33 protein-coding genes are annotated in these 23543 nt (G+C 43.9%); 19 read left to right on the forward strand and 14 right to left on the reverse strand.

The window, feature by feature from the left end; genetic code table 11:
- The first annotated feature begins 15 nt into the window (after window positions 1–15).
- From L7D49_RS05015 to L7D49_RS05040, 6 genes are all read left to right on the forward strand, one after another.
- Window positions 16–522 carry a hypothetical protein gene (locus tag L7D49_RS05015; protein WP_238079727.1) on the forward strand — a complete coding sequence of 169 codons (507 nt, stop codon included), beginning with the start codon at window positions 16–18 and terminating at the stop codon, window positions 520–522.
- A gap of 142 nt (window positions 523–664) precedes the next feature.
- Window positions 665–943 (forward strand): S-layer homology domain-containing protein, encoded by a 279-nt coding sequence (locus L7D49_RS05020; protein WP_238079728.1) that lies wholly within the window; start codon window positions 665–667, stop codon window positions 941–943.
- A 249-nt stretch (window positions 944–1192) separates the two neighbouring features.
- Entirely contained in the window at window positions 1193–2422 is a 1230-nt protein-coding gene (locus tag L7D49_RS20315) for a helix-turn-helix domain-containing protein (protein ID WP_238079729.1), read from the forward strand.
- A gap of 14 nt (window positions 2423–2436) precedes the next feature.
- Window positions 2437–2574, forward strand: coding sequence for a hypothetical protein (locus L7D49_RS05030; protein WP_238079730.1), 138 nt, complete (start codon window positions 2437–2439; stop codon window positions 2572–2574).
- Between the two features lie 245 nt (window positions 2575–2819).
- Window positions 2820–3023, forward strand: a complete 204-nt coding sequence (locus tag L7D49_RS05035) for a helix-turn-helix transcriptional regulator (RefSeq protein ID WP_238079731.1) — start codon at window positions 2820–2822, stop codon at window positions 3021–3023.
- A complete protein-coding gene (locus L7D49_RS05040) occupies window positions 3023–3505 on the forward strand; it encodes a hypothetical protein (RefSeq protein ID WP_238079732.1) in 483 nt (160 codons plus the stop codon). Before L7D49_RS05035 ends, L7D49_RS05040 begins: the two co-directional genes overlap by 1 nt.
- Window positions 3506–3556: 51 nt before the next feature.
- Here L7D49_RS05040 and L7D49_RS05045 read toward each other — a convergent pair whose 3' ends face one another.
- Complete coding sequence (locus L7D49_RS05045; protein WP_238079733.1) at window positions 3557–4123, reverse strand: hypothetical protein; 567 nt, start codon at window positions 4121–4123, stop codon at window positions 3557–3559.
- Window positions 4124–4303: 180 nt separating this feature from the next.
- Between L7D49_RS05045 and L7D49_RS05050 the strand changes: the two genes are divergently transcribed.
- The 4 genes from L7D49_RS05050 (at window position 4304) to L7D49_RS05065 (ending at window position 7137) form a co-directional block, all read left to right on the forward strand.
- Window positions 4304–4441, forward strand: a complete 138-nt coding sequence (locus L7D49_RS05050) for a hypothetical protein (protein WP_238079734.1) — start codon at window positions 4304–4306, stop codon at window positions 4439–4441.
- Window positions 4442–4912: 471 nt separating this feature from the next.
- Window positions 4913–5251: a magnetosome magnetite crystal formation protein family gene (locus L7D49_RS05055; protein WP_238079735.1), complete on the forward strand. Its 339-nt coding sequence runs from the start codon at window positions 4913–4915 to the stop codon at window positions 5249–5251.
- 12 nt (window positions 5252–5263) lie between these two features.
- The gene (locus L7D49_RS05060) at window positions 5264–5986 is read left to right on the forward strand and encodes a MerR family transcriptional regulator (protein WP_238079736.1); all 723 of its coding nucleotides are present in this window, start codon (window positions 5264–5266) and stop codon (window positions 5984–5986) included.
- Between the two features lie 278 nt (window positions 5987–6264).
- Window positions 6265–7137, forward strand: coding sequence for a DUF2167 domain-containing protein (locus L7D49_RS05065; RefSeq protein ID WP_238079737.1), 873 nt, complete (start codon window positions 6265–6267; stop codon window positions 7135–7137).
- A gap of 48 nt (window positions 7138–7185) precedes the next feature.
- Here L7D49_RS05065 and L7D49_RS05070 read toward each other — a convergent pair whose 3' ends face one another.
- Window positions 7186–7728 carry a GNAT family N-acetyltransferase gene (locus L7D49_RS05070; protein WP_238079738.1) on the reverse strand — a complete coding sequence of 181 codons (543 nt, stop codon included), beginning with the start codon at window positions 7726–7728 and terminating at the stop codon, window positions 7186–7188.
- 56 nt (window positions 7729–7784) lie between these two features.
- Entirely contained in the window at window positions 7785–8498 is a 714-nt protein-coding gene (locus L7D49_RS20320) for a GNAT family N-acetyltransferase (protein WP_238079739.1), read from the reverse strand.
- Window positions 8499–8613: 115 nt separating this feature from the next.
- Here L7D49_RS20320 and L7D49_RS05080 point away from each other — a divergent pair, with 115 nt between their 5' ends.
- The gene (locus L7D49_RS05080) at window positions 8614–9168 is read left to right on the forward strand and encodes a sigma-70 family RNA polymerase sigma factor (RefSeq protein WP_238079740.1); all 555 of its coding nucleotides are present in this window, start codon (window positions 8614–8616) and stop codon (window positions 9166–9168) included.
- A complete protein-coding gene (locus L7D49_RS05085; protein ID WP_238079741.1) occupies window positions 9152–10225 on the forward strand; it encodes a DUF4179 domain-containing protein in 1074 nt (357 codons plus the stop codon). Before L7D49_RS05080 ends, L7D49_RS05085 begins: the two co-directional genes overlap by 17 nt.
- A gap of 57 nt (window positions 10226–10282) precedes the next feature.
- On the opposite strand, the gene L7D49_RS05090 is transcribed toward L7D49_RS05085, so the two are convergent.
- Window positions 10283–11239 carry a Gfo/Idh/MocA family protein gene (locus tag L7D49_RS05090; RefSeq protein ID WP_238079742.1) on the reverse strand — a complete coding sequence of 319 codons (957 nt, stop codon included), beginning with the start codon at window positions 11237–11239 and terminating at the stop codon, window positions 10283–10285.
- A gap of 143 nt (window positions 11240–11382) precedes the next feature.
- Between L7D49_RS05090 and L7D49_RS05095 the strand changes: the two genes are divergently transcribed.
- Window positions 11383–11877 (forward strand): DUF1648 domain-containing protein, encoded by a 495-nt coding sequence (locus L7D49_RS05095; RefSeq protein ID WP_238079743.1) that lies wholly within the window; start codon window positions 11383–11385, stop codon window positions 11875–11877.
- A gap of 44 nt (window positions 11878–11921) precedes the next feature.
- On the opposite strand, the gene L7D49_RS05100 is transcribed toward L7D49_RS05095, so the two are convergent.
- The 5 genes from L7D49_RS05100 to L7D49_RS05120 all read right to left on the reverse strand — a co-directional run bounded on the left by L7D49_RS05100 (window position 11922) and on the right by L7D49_RS05120 (window position 15695).
- Complete coding sequence (locus L7D49_RS05100; protein ID WP_238079744.1) at window positions 11922–12464, reverse strand: DUF6155 family protein; 543 nt, start codon at window positions 12462–12464, stop codon at window positions 11922–11924.
- A 78-nt stretch (window positions 12465–12542) separates the two neighbouring features.
- On the reverse strand, window positions 12543–12821 hold the full coding sequence (locus L7D49_RS05105; protein ID WP_238079745.1) for a hypothetical protein: 279 nt from the start codon (window positions 12819–12821) through the stop codon (window positions 12543–12545).
- 19 nt (window positions 12822–12840) lie between these two features.
- Window positions 12841–13503 (reverse strand): YjgB family protein, encoded by a 663-nt coding sequence (locus L7D49_RS05110; RefSeq protein ID WP_238079746.1) that lies wholly within the window; start codon window positions 13501–13503, stop codon window positions 12841–12843.
- A 108-nt stretch (window positions 13504–13611) separates the two neighbouring features.
- Window positions 13612–15249 carry an MDR family MFS transporter gene (locus L7D49_RS05115; protein ID WP_238079747.1) on the reverse strand — a complete coding sequence of 546 codons (1638 nt, stop codon included), beginning with the start codon at window positions 15247–15249 and terminating at the stop codon, window positions 13612–13614.
- Window positions 15246–15695 (reverse strand): MarR family winged helix-turn-helix transcriptional regulator, encoded by a 450-nt coding sequence (locus L7D49_RS05120; protein ID WP_238079748.1) that lies wholly within the window; start codon window positions 15693–15695, stop codon window positions 15246–15248. The genes L7D49_RS05115 and L7D49_RS05120 overlap by 4 nt, the downstream gene beginning before the upstream one ends.
- A 175-nt stretch (window positions 15696–15870) precedes the next feature.
- On the opposite strand from L7D49_RS05120, the gene L7D49_RS05125 reads away from it, so the two are divergent.
- Together L7D49_RS05125 and L7D49_RS05130 are read left to right on the forward strand one after the other, a co-directional pair.
- The gene (locus L7D49_RS05125) at window positions 15871–16461 is read left to right on the forward strand and encodes a hypothetical protein (protein ID WP_238079749.1); all 591 of its coding nucleotides are present in this window, start codon (window positions 15871–15873) and stop codon (window positions 16459–16461) included.
- A gap of 76 nt (window positions 16462–16537) precedes the next feature.
- The gene (locus L7D49_RS05130; protein ID WP_418895850.1) at window positions 16538–16897 is read left to right on the forward strand and encodes a carboxymuconolactone decarboxylase family protein; all 360 of its coding nucleotides are present in this window, start codon (window positions 16538–16540) and stop codon (window positions 16895–16897) included.
- A gap of 32 nt (window positions 16898–16929) precedes the next feature.
- On the opposite strand, the gene L7D49_RS05135 is transcribed toward L7D49_RS05130, so the two are convergent.
- Window positions 16930–17256, reverse strand: coding sequence for a DUF378 domain-containing protein (locus L7D49_RS05135; protein ID WP_238079750.1), 327 nt, complete (start codon window positions 17254–17256; stop codon window positions 16930–16932).
- Window positions 17257–17473: 217 nt separating this feature from the next.
- Here L7D49_RS05135 and pgeF point away from each other — a divergent pair, with 217 nt between their 5' ends.
- The 3 genes from pgeF (at window position 17474) to L7D49_RS05150 (ending at window position 19257) form a co-directional block, all read left to right on the forward strand.
- Window positions 17474–18232, forward strand: a complete 759-nt coding sequence (gene pgeF / locus L7D49_RS05140) for a peptidoglycan editing factor PgeF (protein WP_418895851.1) — start codon at window positions 17474–17476, stop codon at window positions 18230–18232.
- Window positions 18233–18272: 40 nt separating this feature from the next.
- Window positions 18273–18989 (forward strand): class I SAM-dependent methyltransferase, encoded by a 717-nt coding sequence (locus L7D49_RS05145; RefSeq protein ID WP_238079752.1) that lies wholly within the window; start codon window positions 18273–18275, stop codon window positions 18987–18989.
- A gap of 70 nt (window positions 18990–19059) precedes the next feature.
- A complete protein-coding gene (locus L7D49_RS05150; RefSeq protein WP_238079753.1) occupies window positions 19060–19257 on the forward strand; it encodes a hypothetical protein in 198 nt (65 codons plus the stop codon).
- Between the two features lie 154 nt (window positions 19258–19411).
- Here L7D49_RS05150 and splB read toward each other — a convergent pair whose 3' ends face one another.
- Window positions 19412–20440: a spore photoproduct lyase gene (gene splB / locus L7D49_RS05155; RefSeq protein ID WP_238079754.1), complete on the reverse strand. Its 1029-nt coding sequence runs from the start codon at window positions 20438–20440 to the stop codon at window positions 19412–19414.
- 116 nt (window positions 20441–20556) lie between these two features.
- Here splB and L7D49_RS05160 point away from each other — a divergent pair, with 116 nt between their 5' ends.
- On the forward strand, window positions 20557–20919 hold the full coding sequence (locus tag L7D49_RS05160) for a hypothetical protein (RefSeq protein WP_238079755.1): 363 nt from the start codon (window positions 20557–20559) through the stop codon (window positions 20917–20919).
- A 19-nt stretch (window positions 20920–20938) separates the two neighbouring features.
- On the opposite strand, the gene L7D49_RS05165 is transcribed toward L7D49_RS05160, so the two are convergent.
- The 3 genes from L7D49_RS05165 to L7D49_RS05175 are packed head-to-tail and all read right to left on the reverse strand — an operon-like array spanning window position 20939 to window position 23481.
- Window positions 20939–21727, reverse strand: coding sequence for an ABC transporter permease (locus L7D49_RS05165; protein WP_238079756.1), 789 nt, complete (start codon window positions 21725–21727; stop codon window positions 20939–20941).
- A complete protein-coding gene (locus L7D49_RS05170; RefSeq protein ID WP_238079757.1) occupies window positions 21728–22504 on the reverse strand; it encodes an ABC transporter permease in 777 nt (258 codons plus the stop codon).
- Window positions 22501–23481, reverse strand: a complete 981-nt coding sequence (locus L7D49_RS05175) for an ABC transporter ATP-binding protein (protein WP_238079758.1) — start codon at window positions 23479–23481, stop codon at window positions 22501–22503. Before L7D49_RS05175 ends, L7D49_RS05170 begins: the two co-directional genes overlap by 4 nt.
- Window positions 23482–23543 lie beyond the last annotated feature (62 nt).

Consider the following 23543-nt stretch of genomic DNA (forward strand, 5'->3'; position numbering starts at 1 on the left):
CTAAAGGAGACTGTTATGCCCAAAAAGTTAAGTAAAATGAGAGTTAAAGATCCTTTTGTAATGAATGAGGATACTGTCAATTTTGCAGTTTGGGAATTCCTAAAGCAAAGAGATTTTGATTGCCCTAATCCATTAATAGGTCAGCAGCAAGGCGTTGATGTCCAAGGTGAAAAACTTGGTTGGAAAATCTATATAGAATCTAAAGGGTCACATGGAAATAAGCATGATACTGACACGGTCTTCGGTCAAGGGCAAATTAAAGTTCATACTTACAATCAAATTGGCAAACTGATGGAGTATAAAAACAGTAGTAGCAAACAAAGCCTGTATGCTATGGCTAATCCAGATATCCCTAGAATTAGACAAAGAGTTAATAAGGTAGCTAATTCGCTAGATCTTTTAGGCTTTATTAGGTTTTGGGTGCATGAAGATAAATCAATTAATACAGAATATCCTGACCATTTAGAAGCTCAGTTGCGGTTGCTCGGTATAATTGGGCAGTTGGACCATACTGTGAATTAAAGTGATTTTGTCGAATGAAGTGGAATTCTGATTGAATAATCCAACGGGTTTTCACAGTCAAAGTTAATTACTCAGTGGCACTCGCGAATTCATTTGCGGATGTCCCGCCAACACACGCCACCACTATCAAGAAATTATGCACTTGCTTGAACAGGGCGTTATCGGACCCGGTTCAAAATACGGCGTCAATGACATAGTAACTCGTGAAGAAGTCGCTGTTATGGTCAGCAAGGCGGTCGGACTGGACGGCACACAGCGGAATACGAAGTTTCCAGACGTACCGAAAAGTCACAACTCCTCCGGGTATATCAGTTCTGCGGTTGAAGTAGGCATTATTAATGGTTATCGCGACGGAACCTTCAAGCTTAATGACAAAGTTACACGCGGACATTTCTGCGTTCATGCGGTTACAAAGATGTGAAATAATCATAAGAGGGTTCCGATTAATTGGGTCCTCCTTTTCATTTCTAATTAAAATCATGAGACGTAAAGGACACTCATTAGCTAATTGCTATGTGAATGAGAGAAGCATGGTTGTTAACTTTAGTGAACTCAGAAATAAAAGCCGTCTTTAGGCCTTATTCCCTCCGTAATTTTCCCATCATTACAAAGACTAACAGTAAGGTATTTCTTTGGTAAACTAGCAGATAAGAGAAAGGGGGGTAAAGGGGTGGGAATCGGTTCGAAAATTAGATACTTCCGCAACAAGAACAATCTAACACAAAAAGAGTTGGCTTTGGGAGTGTGCGCTACTTCCTATTTAAGCAAAATTGAAAACGAGATCGTAGAGCCAAGCGATGAAATGTTAGATATCTTCAGTTCCAAGCTTGGATTGAAAACGACAGATTTGAAGCTAGAAGTTGATCTTCATCATCAACTGCAACTGAAAGCATTGGAACTTCACCGGGCAATCCGGAATGGATGCAATGAGAGTGCGATTATCCTATATAACGATTTCATAGCGAAGAATCGAATGATGATCGATCCAGCATTGCAGGTGTTTAAAGTGTTGTTCGGATTGCGCATTGCATTAATGAAGAAAGAGCGCGAGGAAGCCTGCGAACTCTACGAGGAGACAGCTAAGCTACAAGAGTATCTACCCGAAATGATGAAACCATATTACAACCGGTATGGCGGGCTTTTTCATTACATGTATGGCAGCCTAACAAAGTCGCTCATTCTGTACAAAGAAGCCGAAAAACTTGTGCCCCAGAGTGAAATTGAGGATGTGTATTACCAGCTTGCACTCGTACATCATCTTCTAGGTGAATATTCCATGTCGACATTTTACGAGGAAAAAGCCTTGGAACTTTTTGCTCGAAAGATGGATTATGAGCAATGCGTGAATTGTCAGCTTCTATTAGGAATCAACTACCGGAAAATCGGGAACTTGGAGCGAGCAAAAGGAACTTATCTTAGCATCCTGGAGAAAGTGGTGCCCTCACACAACCAGGAAGTCATCTCCAAAGTTTACCATAACTTAGGGTTGGTCTGTTCCGATGAAGGTAAGTCCTCCGAAGCGATTATGGCATTTGAAACAAGCCTTGGCTATCGTGACGACGACAGGGCACGAATGAAAACTTGCTACAGCATTTCTAAAGAGTTTCTACGCATTGGAAATGACTCGAGTGCAACTGAGTACGTTAATCTCGGAGAAGAGATTGCTGAAAGTGTTAAAGATGAAGAGCATATCATAAAATTTCAAGTTCTCAGGTACAAACTGGAGAAATTGGAACATGATCCCATTTTCGAATTTTATATTACAACGGTAGCATTGCCATATTTCGAGGAGCGTTCAGATCAACAAATGATCAAGGAATATATCCATGAATTGGTTGCGTACTTCGAGGAATGTCGCCAGTATAAGTCAGCTCTCAAGTATCTAAAAAAAATACTATAAAGGGGTAATGATTTATGAAAAAAGCAAAAGTTTGGGGCATATTATCTGTTCTTGTATTGTCGCTGTTCTTTGCGGGTGCAGTTTCCGCAGCAGACGACGATCTACCAGAGCCGCTAAAAGGGAAGCCGCCGGTTCATCAAAAAGTGAACTAATCTATATACTCTAGGGGGGCCTGATTCTTCATGAATTGGGTTCTTTTTTATTTGTCATGAAAGGAAAGACCGTAATCGTCTTCATAATCAAACAAGGGCAACTCGAATATTTAATAAACAATCGCTCAAAAAGAGGCTTAAGAATGGTTATTGCTTTTCATTTTCCCAACACTCTATATGTAAGAAATTCTTTACATTATGTAAAAAACAATTTACATTTGAGATAAGAGCTAAGGAGGGAAGAAATGGAGATCAAGAATAGAATAAAAGAGCTACGGGCAAGATCGAACCTTACGCAAAAGGACTTGGCTGAAAAAGTGGGGGTTACACGTCAAACCATTATCGCGTTGGAGAAAGGTACCTATGTGCCTTCACTATTGCTTGCGATGAATATTGCAGAAGTTTTTCAGGAGCCGGTCGACCAAATCTTTTTCAAGGGGGACGCGTAATGAAAGTCGTCATATTTGAAAGTATAAGCAAGATTATCATTACTATTGTATTTGCTTACTCCATGGACGTAGCATTTCGAGAAATTTGGTTAATGGATGAATTTGACAGAGCTTACGCTAGAGGGAAATACATTCCAGTTGATGTAGAATTAAATCTATTCCCATTTGCATTATGTTTCTTCCTTGTTCTCATATATGTGGTGATGTCATGGAAGTTAAAGCCAAGAAAAACATCAGAGTTAATGATGAAATCTGGAGAACTTCAAGACTCAGATGAACGAGAACGATTTATCACAAATAGGGCTGCTCGTACTTCTTATGTGGTTGCGAGTACAGGTGGAGTTGTCGCCATGATTCTTATTGTCTTTTCCACATCCATTATTTACCGATTTCCATCCTTTCCTATTTATTTAATCGCATTGATATTAATCACTTCGACTATTGCATATGCGATAACTTGGTGTCTTGAGTTTAACAAATGACAAAAAGCCGCATCGAGCAATTTACTCCGTGCGGCCTTCTGTTTCAGTTATTTATTTGTCACAAACGAAATTGTAACCATCAACGTATTCGGCATGAAACTCATCCACTTTGAAGTCAAAACCAAAGCGGTCGCGATCATCTAATCTAGGCTTTCCATTCATGTTGTAGCAACCATTAATCAAACTTCTCTTGGTGGATTCTTTCCAGTATTTAGAAATTAAATAAGTGAGTGCTACAACAACAATTCCGATGCCAATAAGCCAAATAATTGGTGCTATATTTGGCACATATTGACCGTCTTCCAACTCATCTAGATCATAACCCGCTTCAATGAGGAATTGTTCTACTTCTTCTTTTGATAACTCGGCAAGTTCTTCATTAGCCTGTTTGATTTGAAGCTCTTCATTCATGCTAAGATGGAACATGCTACCTACTTTTTCGCTGTCAATGAAGACCTTTCCTGATTCTTTGTCATAATACAGTGATTGAGCAACAGCTTCGTTTAGCTGTTTCTGCAAGACCGAAGCGTCTGCGGCTTCAACATTCTGAACGAGTCCTGTTGTAAATAGTAAAGCCATGGCTGCAACTACAAGGAAGAGTTTTTTAATTAGGTTCATTGTGTTTTCCCCTTTGCGATTTGTTAGAAGACTGGCCAGAACTTCTACTTTAATTGTCTTTCAGTTTAATGTAAATTTCAATAGTTTGAATGTTGGGAAATATGGAGCGAATAATTCTATGGATGTATTTTAAAGTATCTATATTTAGGAAAGTCTATCAAACGAAAGGGGCATTCATTCGTGACAGTGAACGAAGTCGAGGACGACAATGAGGTTTCTTGGAAACAGGTCCTCATTACATTTGGTTCGCTGTTTACTGCAGGCGCATTCTTCCTATTCATCGTTTTTGGCTTGGCATTCCTATCGATTCTATTCTAATTGGAAGCCATCCTGACAGCATTTGATAGATCGATTGAACGTTACATTATGCTTTGGGTTGCATAATGTAAAAAACTTAGATAGAGCCTTTAAACAAATTTCAAACAATATAAGCTTGGTTTCAAGGACGCTTCGCTATACAGTAGGAGGCTTAATTTCTTTAATTTTAAGCTACCTAATGGCTTTGCCATTGTTTAAGGGAACTTGGTTCTACTCTTTACCTATCGTTGTTTTGGTGTTAGTGTTTTATGCCATTTGCCTTGTACTGTCTAATAAGTACTCAAAATAAATTCGACTCTTCTCCGAAAACGTAAAAAGGAAGAACAGTTATTTTTTGTTCTTCCTTAAAAAACTGGGCACATTTCGAAGCAATAATTTTTTTCAAAGCTCTTGAATCTCCAGCCACGTCATCTTCTACCATAAAAAATGAGTTCCACAGAGGAACTACAATTTGTAGAGGAGACGAATAAATTGAAACAAGTATCTATGGGGAAACGTTGGCTTGCTGCGGCCATGCATGTCCTTTCCCTCTTTCTCACTTTTTTTCTGCCATTGGTCGTTTATTTCCTAGTCCGGAAGAAAAGCAGCTACTTTACCTATCATGCGAAAGAAGGCTTGAATCTCCACTTCACCTTTTTTCCGATTTTCATCATTTTGACTAAAGTATTGCTTAAGATTTGGCCCTTTGCAGCTACCCTTGCCTTGCTACTCATACTATTGGAAACGATTCTTATCCTGGTAGCGGCTATTTTTACCTTGATGGGCAAGAAATTCTCGTATCCGGTCATCCGCTATTTCAAGACAGAATAGGAGGAGGTTCCTTTGGAAACAGTCCTGTACACGATTGGTGAATTCGCAAAGAAGTCGGGTGTCAGCGTTCGCACACTCCGCTACTATGACAGCATTCACCTATTACAACCGAGCAACTTCACAGAAGGCGGACATCGTCTGTATAACACAGACGACCTGCATCAGCTTCAGCAAATTCAAGCTTTGAAATTTTTACGTTTTCCCTTAAAGGAAATCAAAGAGATGATCGAGCAAAAACGAATTGCGCGCGATGTCATGCTTGATTCAATTGAATATCAACAAAGATCGTTCGAAGCCCAGCTCAATGAAATTCAGGAAATCCTGGAAAACCTCGAGCATCTTAAAAGAGTGGTAGAAGAAGAACCCACTGTAGATGTTTCCGTCTTCAGCTCCATGCTTCATATGCTTATTTTGGCAAACGAAACGGATAATTGGCTGAGCAAACACCTGCCGAGCGAACTAATCGACGAAGTCGATCAAAGTGAGAAACTCAAACTGGAGAAAGAATGGACGAACATTTTGACTGCTATTAAAGTAGCAGTACAAGAGGAAATCTCTCCAGATTCTGAGGAAGCACAACAAATCGCTACTCGTTTGACAGCCATTATGAATAAAACGATGAAGAGCAACATAGATGCTATTTCTCCTCAAATTGATCAGGCGGAGCCACTTGATTTCCCCAATCCATTTACTGAGAAAGAGCAACAATTCCTGGCATCAATTATGAATCTTTAAGAAAAAGGATAGCGACGGCTATCCTTTTCCCCTCAACCTTCTCCTCCCCGTCTCTTTTACAAAAGTTTCAAGTAACGCACATCCAAATAGCTACGAATCCACCATTATTTATAGGGATTACTATTTATTTATTAGTGATTATTATGTAAGTTATATCTTTTTTCGAAGTTGTTGCTATAATCATTATTGGTTTGATTTGGAATGATTAGTACTTCCAATTTCCATTTCACTTGCGCACTACATATTTTCATACCATAGAACCTTGGAGGATTAGTAGCATGAAACGATTGACCGCAATGGTCGCAGCCTTGTTTATGGTTTTGAGTACAGCTGGGGCTGCAGACGCTGAGTATGAGTACAACTGGATTGAAGGGGGAGTAACCGTAGACTTAGGTGAGATTGCAACGGTTGACCTGGATCCTGATTTTCTCTTCTTGGATGGTGAAGACACAAGGCAGCTGGCGCTGGAATATGGGGATCCTGTTTCTGGTGACGAAGTCGGTAGTATTTACTCCATGGATGAAGAACAAACGTGGGCTGTCTATTTCGATTATGAAGAGACTGGACACATCAAAGATGATGAAAAAATCGACGCAAAGGCTTTGCTGAAGAGCTATCAGGCGGGAGCAGAGGAAGCGAACAAAGATCGGGAGCCAGGCGAGCGCTATTATGTAACAGGTTGGGATATTGAACCTTTCTACGATGAAGATACACATAACTTGACGTGGTCTTTATTGCTAGAAAATGATAATAAGGAAACCTTCTTGAACTATAATACGAGGATTTTAACGAGAGAAGGGAATATTTCGGTCATTCTTGTTACAGACCCTGAAAACAGGGAAGCAGACAAACAAATCCTTCAAAATCAGATCTTATCTCAACTCAATATTACAGATGGAAATAAGTACACCGATTTTGATAAATCCACAGACAAAGTCGCAAACTATGGACTATCCGCCCTTATTTTAGGTGGAACCGGTTTGGCGGTAGCGAAAAAGGCTGGATTGCTCGCAGTTATTTTGGCATTTGCTAAAAAATTCGGCGTCCTAATTGTTGCCGGAATCGCTGCACTTTGGAGTTTCATTCGAAAGAAGAAGAAGAACAAGCCTACAACGGATCCTGCTCAACCAGCCGGACCATCCGGTGAATGAAAATGCTCAGTTCTATCCCATGGCGGATGGAACTGAGCATTTCGCCTTCTATGCTAAAGTATCTGCTTTAATTCGCCCGAACACATCATGGTCAACAAACTTATCATACAGCCATTCAGCCTGCCGTATGCGGCCTTCCTTTACAAACCCGAGCCGCTGGGGAATAGCCTTGCTTTTGTGGTTTTCCACGGCAGCCCGAATTTCAATTCGATTCAGATCGAGTTCATTGAAACAATAATCAATGACAGCTTGGCAAGATTGCGTCATCAAGCCTTTCCCCTCAAAGTCTTTTCCAAGCCAATAACCGATGGACGTCGATCGAGCTGCCCAATTGATACTGCGCAAGCCAACCACGCCTGCCAGCTCACCTCGATACCAAATGCCAGCCTCAAACCCATTGTTCTCGCTATACTTTTTTAAAGTACCTGCAATGAATTTTCTCGAATCCTCCACCGTTTGATTGTAATCCAGCCAAGGCAGCCACTCTCGTAAACTATCCCGTGATTTGTTCATGAGTTCAAATAGCTGCTCAGCATGACGCGTCTCCAGCAGTTTCAATTCTGTTTCTTCGTTGATCCGATATGTAAACATACAATTCCTCCTAATCTTTCCATCTACTTTACCATAGGAGAATCCATGTTACTTACTTATTTTATATCCAATCGATAAATTCCTTTTCGGTCCCGAAGCATGCATCCATTCCGTTTAAAAATGCGAATCATATTTTCATTGGCTTCGTCCGTACTGCCGACATAATAAGCAGCACCGATGCGCTTCAGTAATTCCAGTGAAATACGATGCATAGCCGTTCCATACCCCTTGCCTCTCGCTTCGGGCACCGTTCCAAAATAAAACAACCGTCCCTCATCTTTCGTTCCTTCTTCAATAATCGGAATGCTCAGCCCGATCAGCCTGCCCTCCTGCCGGAACATAAAACAATGTGACCGCCACTCATGACCCAATTCATTTTCAAGAGATTCCATCACTTGTGCAATCGTAAACAGGTTGTTTTTATTTGCCGAACCGCTTCGGCAACGTTCATACAAGTCAGCAAATTCACCATCAATCATTTGGCTATCCGCCAAAGACTCCGCCTCAATGGCAGCGTCCTGTGAAAAGTCCTCCTCCAAGCTACGGGTATACTCCACAACCGTAGATATATTGCGGAATCCTTGTCCCACAAGCCATTTCTCATAAACAGGGTCCATCAAAAGCGACAAGTAGCCAATTTCTCCTTCTCTCCACTCCGCCAGCAGGCTTCTAAACGCATCGAGATACTCTGCATCCGACACCCCATCCCGCTTTACTTGATCGACAAGCCAGTATTCCTTGTCCTTTTTTATGATTGAAAATAAATCCACCATACCCACTCCATTCTTGTTTGTGTAAACAATTTAAATGCAATTGCGAAAAAAGACGTTCTTCTTTCGTATTATATAGTGTAAGGGCCTTTACAGAATAGCAAAGGAGAAAACTATGAAGTCTACTAACAGGAATTTTATTAGACGTCTCCAATCCGGTAAGGAAGATGCGTTGGAATATATTGTGGATCGCTATATGCCATTGTTAAAAAATGTAGTTCGCCACGTCTTGGGTCCAATTGGGCGCGAGGAATTAATCGGGGAGTGCGTGAATGATGTGTTTTTATCCATCTGGCAAAACGCAAGAAAGTTCCGTGGGTCAGATGCAGATTCGTTTAAGAATTGGATTTGTGCAGTGGCAAAATACAAAGCGATCGATATTTACAGGAAAGAAGTTAAAAATACGGAGATACCGGCTGAATTCGTGGAATTGCTTCCCCCTGATGCTCCTACGGGAGAGGTACTTGCAGAAGACCGAGTCAACCAACTGCTGAACCAATTGGACAAGGTTGATCGACAGATTTTCATCATGCGGTACTTGCTCGGATTCCATCCTGCCGAAATCGCAGAAGTGCTCGACCTAAGCAAGTCGGCTGTCGATAATCGAATTTATCGAGGGAAAAAGAAGTTACGTGATGACAGGAGGTTTTCTTATGAAGGACATTTATGATTACTTAAATGACGTACAAATAGATGTAGATCGTTATGACGAGGAAGCAGTCAGCGACACTGACAAAAAAAGATTGATCCGTTCTTTGCAACAAAAGATGATAAAGCAGCCCCCCTCTAGATGGAAGAAAAGTATTATGGCTGCATCCATTTCAGCTGGCCTCCTATCCGCCAGTCTGTTTGGATTATCGTTTACATCTTTTGCACAAGAACTGCCGGTCATCGGGCTTGTGTATAAACTGTTTAGTTCAGATCGCTTTGTAGATGGGTTTAATGAGAATGCAAACGTGCTTTCTTTGTCCCAAGAAGAAAATGGAGTCAAAATGGTCATTAACGAAGCAGTATTTGATGGAAAGACGCTGTATATTACGTACGATTTATTTTCAAAGAAAGACCTGGGTGAATCACCACAGATATTGGGATTGCCTAATTTACCTGAGGGTTTACATGAGTTTATAGTTTCAGGAAACCACGACATAAAGAAGGTCAATGGCACTCATTATGCCGGTATTACACAGGCTACCCTTTATACAGATCATCGTGTTGAAAAAGGAAGTTTTAATTTCATAATTAGTGGGATCCAACCGGATGAGGGTATTGATCCTATTAAAGTGAACTGGAATTTCCAATTTGATTTGCATGCTACAGATAATCAGGAGCAATTGGTTGATTTGAAATCCGATAAAAATGACGTTACCGTAACAGTTAAACGAATTGTGTATACCCCTATGTCATTTCTCATCTTCTACAACGAAGTCATTACTACCGAACTTTTAAGGGAATGGGATTTTATTTCAATAGATATAATTGTTAAAGATGATCTTGGACATATATATGAAAATGAGCATAATGGCGGTTTCGGATTAACACACGTGAGACATACGAGTACATTCGAAAAGCTGCATCCAGATGCCACTCGGTTAATTGTAACGCCTATTTTGAAGCTCGCGCAAAAAGACGGGACAAATGAAAATGGCAACATCTATCGTAATATCGGAAGCACTGCTCCAAAAGAAGAAATTATTCTGGATGATATAGTCATTGAAATAGAAAAATGATGGAAAAGGAGATGTTTCTACTTAGAACATCTCCTTTTGATTGTATTCAATTTAAGTTTACACGCTGACGGAACCAGTCCGCAAAGCCTCCAACACAACCTGAGAACGATAGCCAACCTCAAAATCATAAATTTCGGCGGCTTGTCCTTTCACCGCTTTCAAGAGCTCATCAACCAGGCGCGGAGCAGCTGCATCCTCAATCGCCATCTCCTCAAGCAGCTCGCCTGTTTTCCCCCCGCGCAGCGTGCCCCAGTTCTCAAGCGATAGGACGCCATCTGTCCCAAATGCCGTAAACCCGATCTGTTCTTTGCCGGCCATGCCACTCATGCCTTCAATCAACACGGGCGTGCCGTCCGCCAGCTCAGCGGTTGCGATAATGCCCGTTTCGCAACGGTCAGGATCAGCAGGCATCTCCAACCGGGTTTGGATGTTGGAAAGATTTCCGAATATCTTCAATGTCTGCTGGATGAAATGCACGCCGACTTCCAAGACGAAGCCGCCTTGTTCCCGTCCGCCGACCCATTCATTTTTCTGCCAGGCACGCGGCCATTCCGGAAATTGCATCGTCAACTGCAACCGTCTTAATTGCCCCACATAGCCTTCACTTATCAACGCGGAAAACTTCGCAGCAGCCGGACCATAATTCAACGGGAAGTTCATCGCATGGACGACACCCGCCTCTTTCGCCGCATCCATCATCTCTTCTGCTTCTTCTACAGAATTCGCAAGCGGCTTCTCGCAGAGGACATGCTTCTTCGCACGCAGCACATCCATGACAATGGCATGATGATATTTTGGCGGCACGGCAACATAAACAAGCTCCACTTTCTCGTCTTCAATCAATCTCTTATAATCTGTATAGAATTGAATACCACCTAATTGATTGGAGGTTTCCTTTGCCAATGACTCCAAATGATCACATACAGCTACTACGGACACATCCTCATGTGCTGAAAATTGCACAATCAAGCGTTGGCCGATTGCCCCTAAACCGATAATCCCGATCTGTACCATGAAACATCCTCCTTTTTTTCTATCGTACAATAGAGACTGGATGATTGTCATGGTTTCATTGCGAAAGACTGTTGCAGAGCAGATGAAACTTTTGTCCCTTTTCTCCGTAAAGTTAACAACGAAGAATTGTGGAGGGTACCTCTATGTATAATCGTCCGAAACTTACCATTTCAAAAACCTTATTGGAAAAAGTGGCTGATCTGATTGGCTTTATCGTTTTCATCTCATGGATTGGCTATCTTGTCTATGCTTGGGGCCAGCTGCCTGATCAAGTGCCCGGCCATTTTGATGCAGCCGGAAACATAGATCGATGGGGATCCAAGTGGGAACTAATCATTTTGCCGATCATTGCCGCCATTTTAACTGTGTTCATGGCCTTTTTGGAAAAGCATCCAGAATGGCACAACTACATGAATTTAAATGAGTCCAATATTGAATTTCAATACAAGAATTCACGGCTATTGCTAAACATCATGAAAAATGAAATTCTTTTTTTCTTAGCGTATATCAGTTTCCGTTCTCTCCAAGTGTCTCTGGGCAAAGCTGATTCTCTTGGCATCGCCTTTTTACCTGTTTTTCTCATCGTCCTATTCGGGACCATGATTTTCTTTATCGTTCGATCATTGCGGAAAAAGTGACGGGCTATTGTGTGCCAAGCAAGGGAGATGAATGGACACGACGTCTATTCATCTTCCAGCCAGCTGATGGAATAAAACAAATTGCATAACCCATCATGATACCCCCAACCGATTCCATCACTCATTCTGACCACACGATACAACCGCTCCTCCAAATGCTTGCCTGCTGTACTGTCCCCCTCACAAAAATCCACGACCTTTTCATACATGGACAGCATGCTGTTGTAAAAAGGGAGATCAATATCGCCATAGGTGGCTGTAAATTCAGTTCCCAGCTCCACGTAATAAAGCATCAGATCCACAGTTTGCTCCTCGTCTCCGGTCAGCTTTTTGAAATCACTGATCGCCTTTTTCGCAACAGCCAATCGTAGCTTGCCATGTCCCCGTTCCGGAAAGAATTCATTCTTAATTTCACTTTTTGCCCGTTCCACTAGATCAGCCACTGCTGATTCACCTGAAAACTTGACTGCAAAATAGTCTTGAACACTCTTATTGTTTTTATGTATTTCCACCATCATCTCAATTAACATCTTTTTATCCAGCAGATTCAAATGCTTTTTCAACTCAGATACTTTTAGTTTCTTCATAAATGTCGCTGCCTTTCCTCATTTATTATGATCCCATTATAATGAAAACAGGCCTGGGAATCTCCCGCGGCCTGTTTTTCATTTAGTCGTTTTGTCCTTCAATTGGTCCACATACTGCTTGGCCTCCAGCAAGGAAAAGCCAAACCGTTCCCTCGCCTCTTTCACGGCTTGCACTTCCTTACCTTTCCGCAATAAGGCAAGCACTTCCTCAGAGACCGGTGTTTCAATTTCCATATGCTTCAGCAACCGTTCCAACAATCTATCCTGCCGCTTAACCCTTTCTTCGACCATCGCCAGCTTTGAATAAAACATCAGCGCTATTCCAAGTAAAATTACAACGATCAAGATAATTATCATACATAATCCCCCCTTGCCATCACCCTTGCCATTTCTTCAAATTCACATGATCGGGCGTCCCGTTGTCCCCGATAATGAACTGTAATTCGAACTCCCCTACATGATAGCGTATATTCTTTTCGCCTGTCGCTTCTATCTTCCGAATATCATCCGGTTTTCCAAGCTGCTCTGTCAAATCCTCTTCAGTAATCCCACCGAGGTTCGTCTGGCGTTCTACATTTGTTCCAAAATATCGGGCTTCCTCGAGAACCCCGTCCCCATCGTATTTGAATGCGACGGAAGGATTGCCCATCGAGCCATGATAGTGCTCATAGCCCTGATCCTTCTCTTCCGCCTCGCCAATTGTATTGTATACGTCCTTCCTCGTCGTCTTTCCAATCACAAAGCCTTGATCCGGACGATATACTTTCCCTTCCTTCGCACGTGCCGCCAAGTCTTTCAGCGTATCCAGCGCCATTTGTTTCTGCTCGTCTTCTACTGAGGTTTCGGGCGATTGAGATTCCGTCTGCCCTTTGGATGTATCCTTTCCGGTTGATTCGTTATCGGCAGCATCATTTGTTTCATTCGTCACGGGCGGCTTGTTCTCTGCTCCGGTCTGACCGTTATTATCGTTTGCCTTCGTACATCCGGCGACGAGAACGGAGATCGCTGCAACCATTAGCATCCATTTTATTCGTTCCATAAAACTTCTCCTTCCGGTCATAAGATATTTCCCATTCTTCTCTTTTTCCCTTTTGTTGTCAATGAAAAACGAAAAGAGACGGCCTCCGAAAAGACCGTCTTTCCTTCGTTATGGCTGTGGTTGGTGCTTCTTCGTCCCTTGATGTTTTTGAAACTCTTTCCGCATCTTGTCTTCTGCAGAAACAAGAGGGATTGCCCGGAGGAAGACAGCAAATAGAACAGCAATGACCATAATGATTCCCCCGGCTAAAAACGTTGTCGTTAAGGCGTCGGCGAACACATCTTTCACTGCGGTAATCATTTGTTCTGCCACTGGCTGCAAATCCGCAGGCAAAGCCTTTTGGAGCTGTTCCAGTCTCGGCTGATCCAGCAAGACCTCGGGATTCATCAGCGCTCCGAATTGCTGTGCTTGCTCTGGCGGAAGTGAAGCAGCCGTATTCATGCTGCCGTCCGTAAACATTTCCTTCATGCTAGTGGCCATCCGAGAGCTCATAATTGCCCCCAGGATTCCGATTCCCATCGTATTCCCGAGCGATCGGAACAGCTGAGAGGAGGCAGAAGCAACACCAAGCTGTCTCATGCTGACAGCATTCTGAACGGTCAAGGAAAATACTGGCATACTGGCGCCCAGCCCTAATCCAACGATGCATAAATAGCTGATCAGGACGTAGATCGGCGTATTGATATTAATGAAGTAAAGCAAGAAAATCCCCAGTGCGGTCACGCTTAACCCCGTAATGGCAAGGCCTTTATATTTCCCGGACTTCGTCATGTACGCACCTGCAAAGGTCGTCGCGAACACCATAACGATGGACATTGGCATCATAATATAACCGGAACCGCTCGGGGAAATTCCTTTAACCCCCTGAATGAAGAACGGCGTGTAGATCATAACGCCCATCATGCCCATGCCAAGCAAGAAACCTGCAATGTTGGAAACCGTTACGATGTCATTCTTGAACAAGGAAAGTGGCAGGACTGGCGTCTTCACCTTTGTTTCTGTAATCATAAAGGCAAGTAACGCCACGATCGTCAGGCCGAACAAACCGAGAATCTGCCAGGATCCCCATGCATATTTACCGACTCCTTCCCCGGCGAAACTAAACGCCATCAAGACGGACACGATCGTCACCGTCAAAAAGAAAGATCCAAAATAGTCGATGGACTCGCCTTCTCTTCTCGGAACTTTCGGAAATAGCTTGAAGATCATCGCGAACGCGACAAGGCCAAGCGGGAGGAAGATCCAGAACACCCAGTGCCAATCAAGATGGTCGACAATAAAACCGCCCATAAGCGGACCGAGCACACTCGATATTCCGAAGATCCCGCTCATTGCTCCGGTCCATTTCGCCCGTTCCCTCGGCAGATAGAGGTCACCGACAGCAGTGAAGGCATTTGACATAATCATCCCGCCGCCGATCCCTGTAATACCCCGGAAGATGATCAATTGGAAAATGTCCTGCGAAAAGCCGGACAGGAAGGACCCAATCATGAAAAAGGCGATCCCTGCCAATAAAAATGGCTTCCGTCCATAAATATCCGACAGCTTTCCGACGAGTATGGTCGATACCGCCATCGTTAAAAGATAGATGGTAATGACCCATGTGTAATAGTCCATACCGCCAAGCTTTGCAATAATTCTCGGCATCGCTACCCCGATAATTGTCTGGTTAATGGCGGAGAAAAACATCGCTGCCATGATGGCAAGCATAATGGACACTTTTTTCTTATCTGATAAATGATTCATGCCATCCCTTCCTTTCTGAGCAAATCGATATTAGCCGCAGCCTGTTCAAAGGTAGCTGTCATATGTTGAAGATCTGTTTCAGACAGGTGTCCAAAAACGGTTTTCATTGTCTTCCTGCCTTCGTTTCGCAACTGCTCCATCGTCTCCCGGCCCTTGTCGGTAATCTCTAAATAAACAACACGACGATCGACCTCATCGCGTTTCCTCTCAATATAGCCTTGTTCAATTAATTTATCGGAAGCGGTCGTCACAGCACCCGCCGTCAGATGAAGGGCATCCGCCAACTCTGACATTCGCAAAGGTCCTTTCCGCTCAAGCATAAAAATGAGATACGACTGGGAGCCTGGAAGATGCTGTTCAAAAATCTTTGACCACATATGCCCCATATTTCTCGTTACCGACCAAAACAACTCCTCGAAACGGGAGAATGCTTCATTATTTTTCATCCCAATACTTCCCCTCGCGTATATTTTATCAATTAAATACTTTAATCATCAAAGCATTTATTAGTATACGTAGTGGGAACTATCCTGTCAATCTACTTGTTTGGGTTTAGACCAAAATGTTTCGGGTATTCTATGAATCATGTTTTGCCGGTTTTAGTTGGGATGTGATTTAAAAATGTTTGGACTATCTGATCTCGTATCCCTTGTCATTTCAGCTTTTATCATCTTGCCAATTGTCGTCTTCATTCGCGAGTCGGGATATTTGATTGTCAGCTGGCTATTTGGGGTTATTGAACCGAGACTTACCATCGGGTCAGGTCCCCGTATTCTTAAAATCGGCATGCTTGATATCCGGAAGTATTATCACTTGTATAGTTGGTTTTCGTACGATGGATTAAAACGAAAAAGCAAATTCGCATATATTTGCATTTACTCAGGGCCGATTCTGATGAATCTCACCCTTGCCCTCCTCATTAATTTCCTTGTCGCGAATGGGTGGGGCGAAGAATATAAGACTTTTTGGGATCGTTTTGTGTTCTATGCTTTTTACTATGTATTATTCGATATCGTTCCGATGATGACAGTAAACGGGAAGCCGAACAACGGGATGATTATTTACGAAATGATCCGGTATGGAAAGCGGGTCGATAATAATAACGAATCCTTTCTGCCCGCTACTTCAAAGGTGGAAGAGGAATATCAGGAACATATGAAGGAAATAAAGGAAATGGAAAAGGAGTGCAAAGAGGATCAGGATGACAGCTGACGAGGCATTCTTCCAAAAAAGGATGCATGTCTTTTGCTATCTTGCAAATACTACCTTCGAACAGGAGGGATTTTTCGTGGAAGAAATCACGTATACTGAGGCGGTCTTACAGGAATATAAAGTCGGTATGGGCAGTTTTTCTGAAAAGCTTCCTGAAGTCGCTAGAACATTCCATGCATTTACCGAAGCCAGCTTTGCAGAGGGTGCACTGGATCAAAAGCAAAAACAACTCATCGCCCTTGCGATCAGCGTGTATGCGCACAACGAACATTGCATCGTCTATCATACGAAGGGCTGTCTTGATAACGGCAGCACGGAGGAAGAGATGATGGAAGCAATCGGAGTAGCAGCGGCGCTCGGAGGCGGATCTGCCATGAGCCAGGGTGTCACCGTTCTTCAGGATGCACTGGAAGATTTCCGGACATCCATGCAATGACAGACAGCCACCTAAATAGGTGGCTGTTTTCATTACACTATATCGTCTTTGTCGTCCGTTTTTTTATGAACGTCTCTTTCTTTCCTGAAATCCGGTTCCTCTCCAAATTCAGTTCCGTAATTTGGATTGCTGAAACGTCGATCAGTCGTGACTGTATCATAGTCCTCATCCGGTTTGAAAAGGAGACCTATACAAACAAGACCACTTATCCCGACAAGACCGTACACCACCCTGGATAAAAATGCACCTTGGCCTCCAAACAGCGTTGCGACCAAATCAAAGCGGAAGAAACCGATCAAGCCCCAGTTCAATGCCCCAATGATAACTAAAGCCAGTGCGATTCGTGAAAGCGTACTCATGCATGACACCTCCTTCGATTGGAAAATCGTGAACCTGTAACGTTCGGCAGCGTGTACCATGCAATATCATCTGAGTTCAGACGAAACTGTCCACCGCTTGTTATGATTCATTATTATCTTTTGCCAAAAGCAATTTTTAATACATGAAAAACAAATTCCGGGTGCTTGCTCTACACAATATTTGGCAGGGACGATATAGTAAGAGAAGGTGATGAAAATGAAAAAGATGTATATGGAGAATCAACATATCGTGGCAGGCATGACCTTACAAGATCAGTCCTTGCCCGAAGCAAATAATATGGCACTGCATGTGTGCCAGGAGAAACAAGATGTCCTTGAGAACCGTGGTAGGCTTGCCAAGTTTTTGAATGTGTCCATCCACGACTTTGTATGTGCCAATCAAACCCATAGCGCCAATTTCCATCATGTCACGCAGGTGGACAAAGGCCGAGGCGCATTGGATAACGCAGATGCGATACCGGAAACAGACGCCTTATATACGTATGAACCTGATATTGTGTTGTGCAGCTTTACCGCAGACTGCGTACCGGTTTTATTCTATAATGACAAGACGGGCCTGATAGGCGCTGTTCATTCCGGCTGGCAAGGAACGGTGAAGGAAATTACATTGAAATTGTTCCAGCATTTACAGCAAGCAGAACAATGCGATCTGGCAGATATCCATGTGCAAATCGGTGCAGCACTCAGCCAGGAAAAATTTGAAGTGGACGAAGATGTCTACACAAAATTTGAAAAGCTAGGATATGCGGATGACTTTATGTATTACAACGAATCAACCGGAAAATACCATATTGACAATCAACTGACCGTCAAAAAGCAGTGTGAATTGGCAGGCATTCCATCCAGCCAGATTACCATCGATCGTACCTGCACATTCCAAGATCCGGCCGGTTTTTCATACCGACAAGACAAGCAATGCGGCAGACATCTCAGCTTTATTAAAAGAAAGCGATGAAATTCGGAAATCGATACTAAAAAAGAAAGCGGGTTGCAAAATGATCCCTATTGTTTATGACCAGCTCAATCGCTGGGGGAAAGATGATGATTTTTTCCTTTCCCTTCTACAAAAATCAAACACGAAGCAACTCGCAGACCTCGGATGCGGGACAGGCAGGCTCACGGTCCATTTTGCCAAGCAAGGATACGCTGTAACGGCCATCGATCCTAACAAAGAAGCCATCGAAGCAGCAAGAAATAAAGAGCATGCTGGCCACATTAACTGGGTGGTCGGAGACAGCGCGGACTTGAAAACGGATGCTTACGATACAGTCATCATGACAGCCAATGTCGCCCAAGTCTTCCTGACTGATGATATCTGGCAGCAAGTGCTCGCGGATGCTTACCGGGCGCTGAAAGACGGCGGCCACTTCATCTTCGATACACGAAATCCCTTAGCAAAAGCTTGGGTCGCCTGGATGCAAGACGACACACCTGATGCTGCCGTTCACCCGGAAAACGGAGACGCCCTTGAAATCTGGACAACATACGATGGGCTGGAGGGCGACATCTTCACATTTTACGAAACGGTTACCTATGCACAAACTGGGGAAGTCATAGTGCGCGAAAAAATCCAATTGAAATTCAGAACACTGGAAGCCCTGCGGGAATCTCTGAAGAAAGCCGGATTTTCAGAAGTGCAAGCCTACGGAGACTGGGAGTTCCAAGAAGCGACAGCTCAATCCAAATCGTTCATCTTCGATTGTGTAAAATAAGGGCCGTCCGGAAAGTCAGTTGATTTTCCGGACCGGCTTTTTTTATGAGTGGATAGTTGAAGGATGCTTGGTGGAGAAGCTGAAAAGATTGTCTGATCCTTTCAAGCAGACGGGCGGATATACGAGCACTCTTTTGGAACTTATGAGCAGTTGGGCAATTATACGAGCAGTACTTGGAACATTCGAGCACTTCCCTGAATATACGAGGAGTTCACGCGGACTTATGAGCAAACTAATGAAGATACGAGCTCTTCCCGAGTATTTATGAGCACTCCGGGAAATTATAAGGGGACTCGCTGCAAGGTGAGCTTGGTGTTCCGGAAATTTTGATCGAGAATAAGAGTACTCTTTAGAATTGATTTAAAAAGCAGATGAAGAAAAACGACATGTTTTCCTTCACCTGACTTCATTCCAAAACGGACTTACGTAAAATATTCGATTTTAGCATTCGGGAAGAACGCTTCGGTATAGCCGAAGACATGCTCCTTGATGGCATCCTCTTCATTCTTCGGGTAAATATATTTGCCGATTCCGTATTTACCCCATTTATAACGGCGCTTTTCTTCGTCCAGCTCCAGTTTTGTCTTAGGATAGTTCTTTTCAATGACTTTTTTCGCAGGCTTGGTGAACCGGTGCTGAATGAATTCGAACGTAATGTCATCACGTGCATCTTGCGGCAGTTCGGCATCCAGTCGTTCGAATAAATGCCGGTAGCCTTCTTCCCATCCCTCGTGCAAGTAGATCGGCGCGACGATAAATCCAAGCGGGTAGCCGGCCCGCGCGACTTTCCCTGCCGCCTCAATCCGTTTATCAAGCGGCGAGGTACCCGGCTCAAAGTTCTTAATGACAAAATCCGCATTTACACTGAAGCGGAATCGCGTGTGCCCATTATGCTCGGCATCCAGCAAATGATCGACGTAGTGGAACTTTGTTACGAAACGCAGCCGGCCGAGTTCCGTTTGGCCAAAATGGTTAATCGCCCGTTTCAATGTATGGGTCAGGTGATCAATACCCACAATATCCGATGTACAGGCCGCTTCAAAACGGGTAATTTCCGGGGCACGCTCCGCAATATAGTTGTCTGCCGCTTCCAAGATTTCTTCGACGTTAACATACGTACGGATGTACGGCTTGCTGCCCATCGTCGTCTGCAAATAGCAATAATGGCAATGCCCCATGCAACCTGTCGCAAAAGGAATGGCGTATTCGGCCGACGGCTTGGACGTATCAAACTTCAATGTCTTTCGGATTCCGACGACCAATGTGGACTTTGCCATTCGGTATTTCTGCGCATCCGTTTCTCCCGGCAGATTCCTCACTTGGTTATGTGATGTCGTAAACCGGATTTCAGTCCCCAGCTTCTCAAATTTCTCCTTCAGTTCTCTTCCAAGCGGGTAGTCGAGCGCATTTGGCTCGAAATACACAAGCTGCGGCATAAAAGGTTTGTTCATATTCCAACCTCCCTCTTATGTAGAATGTTTAAAGGAGAAGGAATTATGCCAGCCCTTTTTCCATTGTGTTGTGATATTCTGGAAGTAGATTAAAAGACTGGAGGTGCATCATTGCCTTGAGGTATGAATCCGTATTTTTATTTATCGCAAATATTTTATCCATGGGTCTCACTTGCACGTATGCCTATAGAATCTACACACTCATGTCCCCTGAATTTCACCGTGTATCCGTGCCCCGACTCATTCTGGTCGTCAGCATCATTGCCCTCTTCTTTGTTCTCATGTGGATCGCTTATTATTTTGTTGTCAGCCGAGGGAGTACTGGATGGCTCTTCTTTTATGCCATTTGGTGCCTTGCGCTTCTGCCGCTTTGCTTCGGCATTTTAACCGGCCTTTTGGTCATTCCTTTTCTATACGGTCTTAGTGTCGTGCTCTTCTATACGAACAATCGGAATGCCCAGATGACATCGGACAGCTAACGAAATTAGGATTTTGATTTTATTCCAAATCCATCGTCCCTTTTACGCGCGCCAAATATTCCGCGTAGGCAATCAACACCAGGCTGATGGCAAAAAAGAAGCATCCTAACAGGAATTCTTGACTCAATAGAGCTGTCACATGTGAAAAGTCGCCTTGATTTACAATGTCTTTTGTCAATCGGACGCCTCGGGTGAGTGGAACAAAGGCCGCTATTTGCTCAAGCCATGCAGGCATGACAGAAAGCGGATAGTTGGCCCCGCTCACTAACAGCAACAGGCTCGCCAGCAAATTGGACCACAGATGCATGGAAGGCGACCATAAACAAAATGTAGCGATGATCAGCCCTAAACCGCAGGCAGAGAAAATCGACACAAGCCAGATCACAAGCAGTGAGAACAATGCGTCCAACGGAATTGAAAGCCCAAACAGCAGTATCCCGAATAACAAGCCCATCACAGCAGTGAACACGCCATTCACCACATGTGCGAGCGATCTTGAAATGAAAAGTGGCGCTTTACTCGAAGGAGTAGACATAACAAGCTGCAGTGTGCCCATCACCCGATCCGATGTAATGACGGACATCATGCCGAATACAGAATTCATGACGCAAAGCAGTAAGGCATTGGATGCGATATAGCCGGCGAGCCCTTCCCCTCCGTACACATAATTGACGAGCACTGCAAAAAAGAGCAATTGGCTGAATGGATTTAATACCATGACGAAGACATACACTTTCGGATCCAGCCAACCGAACAACGCCTTATAGGATAAAACACTGTGTCGAAAAAAACGCTGCACCGCTTCCATTCAATACACCCCCAGTTTCCCATTGATGCGGGCTTTGTGCTCAACCGCCCGATAGCATACATAACCGAACCCAAAATAAACCATTACAAGTCCAAGCAATACGGAAAACGGAAGGGCCAGCTGGGACCATGTCGCATTTTCTTCCGTCGCACGCCGCAGCAGCTCGATTGCCCAGGTCGGCGGCAACAAATACGAAATCGGCTTTACCCAGTCGGGCAGAATGGCGTTCGGAAATAAAAAACCGCAAACGAGGTAAATCGGATATTCGATGAAGTTCATCAAGGCATTTGTCTGGCGTGACAGTGTAAACGCCAGTGCCATGAAAAATGAAAAGACTGAAATGGCGATCAGCACCAAAGCAAACGAACCGAAGAACAACACTGGTTGAACAGCCGGCACTTCAATTCGGAAAAACAAAACAAGATAAAGGAACGCAATGGCCATAGAAATCAATCCCCATACCATATTGCCGATAATCTTTCCGATCAGAATGGCGGAGAATGAAACCGGGGCAACAAACAGCAGCTCAAGCGTCCCATAAAAGCGTTCCCGCTGCACTTCGCTCGCTGACGAATACACGATAGAAGACCATAAGGCCATGAAGCCTGAGCCAAGGACGACATACTGAAATAATTGCTCAGGAGAGGAACCGCCATATATGAAAAACGCCAACGTCGCCAAAAACAGTGGATTCACCACAATAACAAATTTGAACATCGGACGGGCAATCGACAAACCCATCTGCACTTTGGCCGTATGCATGAAAGCCCGCATCATTTCGCATGCCCCCCGACCAGCTGCACGTAGACGTCCTCAAGTGTCGGCTGCATGATTGCCAAATCCGAAATGTTCGTCTCATCCACCAGCTGGTAGATGGCAGGAATGACAGCTTGCGGCATTTCTGTATGTAGGCGAATCGTCGTCAGCATGTCATCCTGCTCCTGCTTCACATGACGGACATGCGGCAGCAGGGACAACGCCTCCATCTTGTTCGCATTAACGTTCGTCAGCTTGCATTCGATAATCGACAAGCCCGCCGTCTGCCGTTTCATATTCTTCGGTGTATCCACCGTGATTAGTTGCCCTTTATCAATAAATGCGATCCGGTCGCAAAGCTCATCCGCTTCGTACATATAGTGGGTCGTTAGCAAAATCGTTGTGCCCTGTTCATTCAGTTTTAGTAAAATGTCACGCAGCCGCCTGGCACTGACTGGATCGAGTCCGATCGACGGTTCATCCAGAAAGAGGATATCGGGTCGGTTGATAAGCCCTCTCGCAATTTGAAGCCGCTGCTTCATACCCTTGGAAAACGTTTCAACCCGCTGATGGGCCACGTCCCCAAGTCCAACCAGTTCAAGCAGTTCTAAGATACGATTCTTCTGTTCAAGCCGCGGCACTTTGTACAAATCCGCAAAATAGGCAAGGTTATCATAAGCGGATAACCGCCAATATAAGTTCCGCTCTCCGCCTAAGATAAAGTTAATATGTGGCCTGACTTTCCGATGCTGCGTGACAGGATCCATCCCCATTATGGAAATCGTCCCTTCATCAGGAATGAGCATCGTCGTCAACAGCTTGATCATTGTTGTTTTCCCAGCTCCGTTTGGTCCGAGCAAACCGAAAATCTCCCCTCTGTTGATGGAGAAAGATATCCCCTTCAGCGCCTCGACTTCCTTCTTCGTCTTTTTGAACAACCCCACTTCGGTCTTATACACCCGCCGAACGTTAGAAACCGTGATAACTGTCTCGCCCATTTCATCCCCTCCAATATTAGATACTTATCTTATTAGATGATTGTAATACATCGGAGGGATTT

The organism is Sporosarcina cyprini, assembly GCF_022048975.1.
Lineage (GTDB): Bacteria > Bacillota > Bacilli > Bacillales_A > Planococcaceae > Sporosarcina > Sporosarcina cyprini.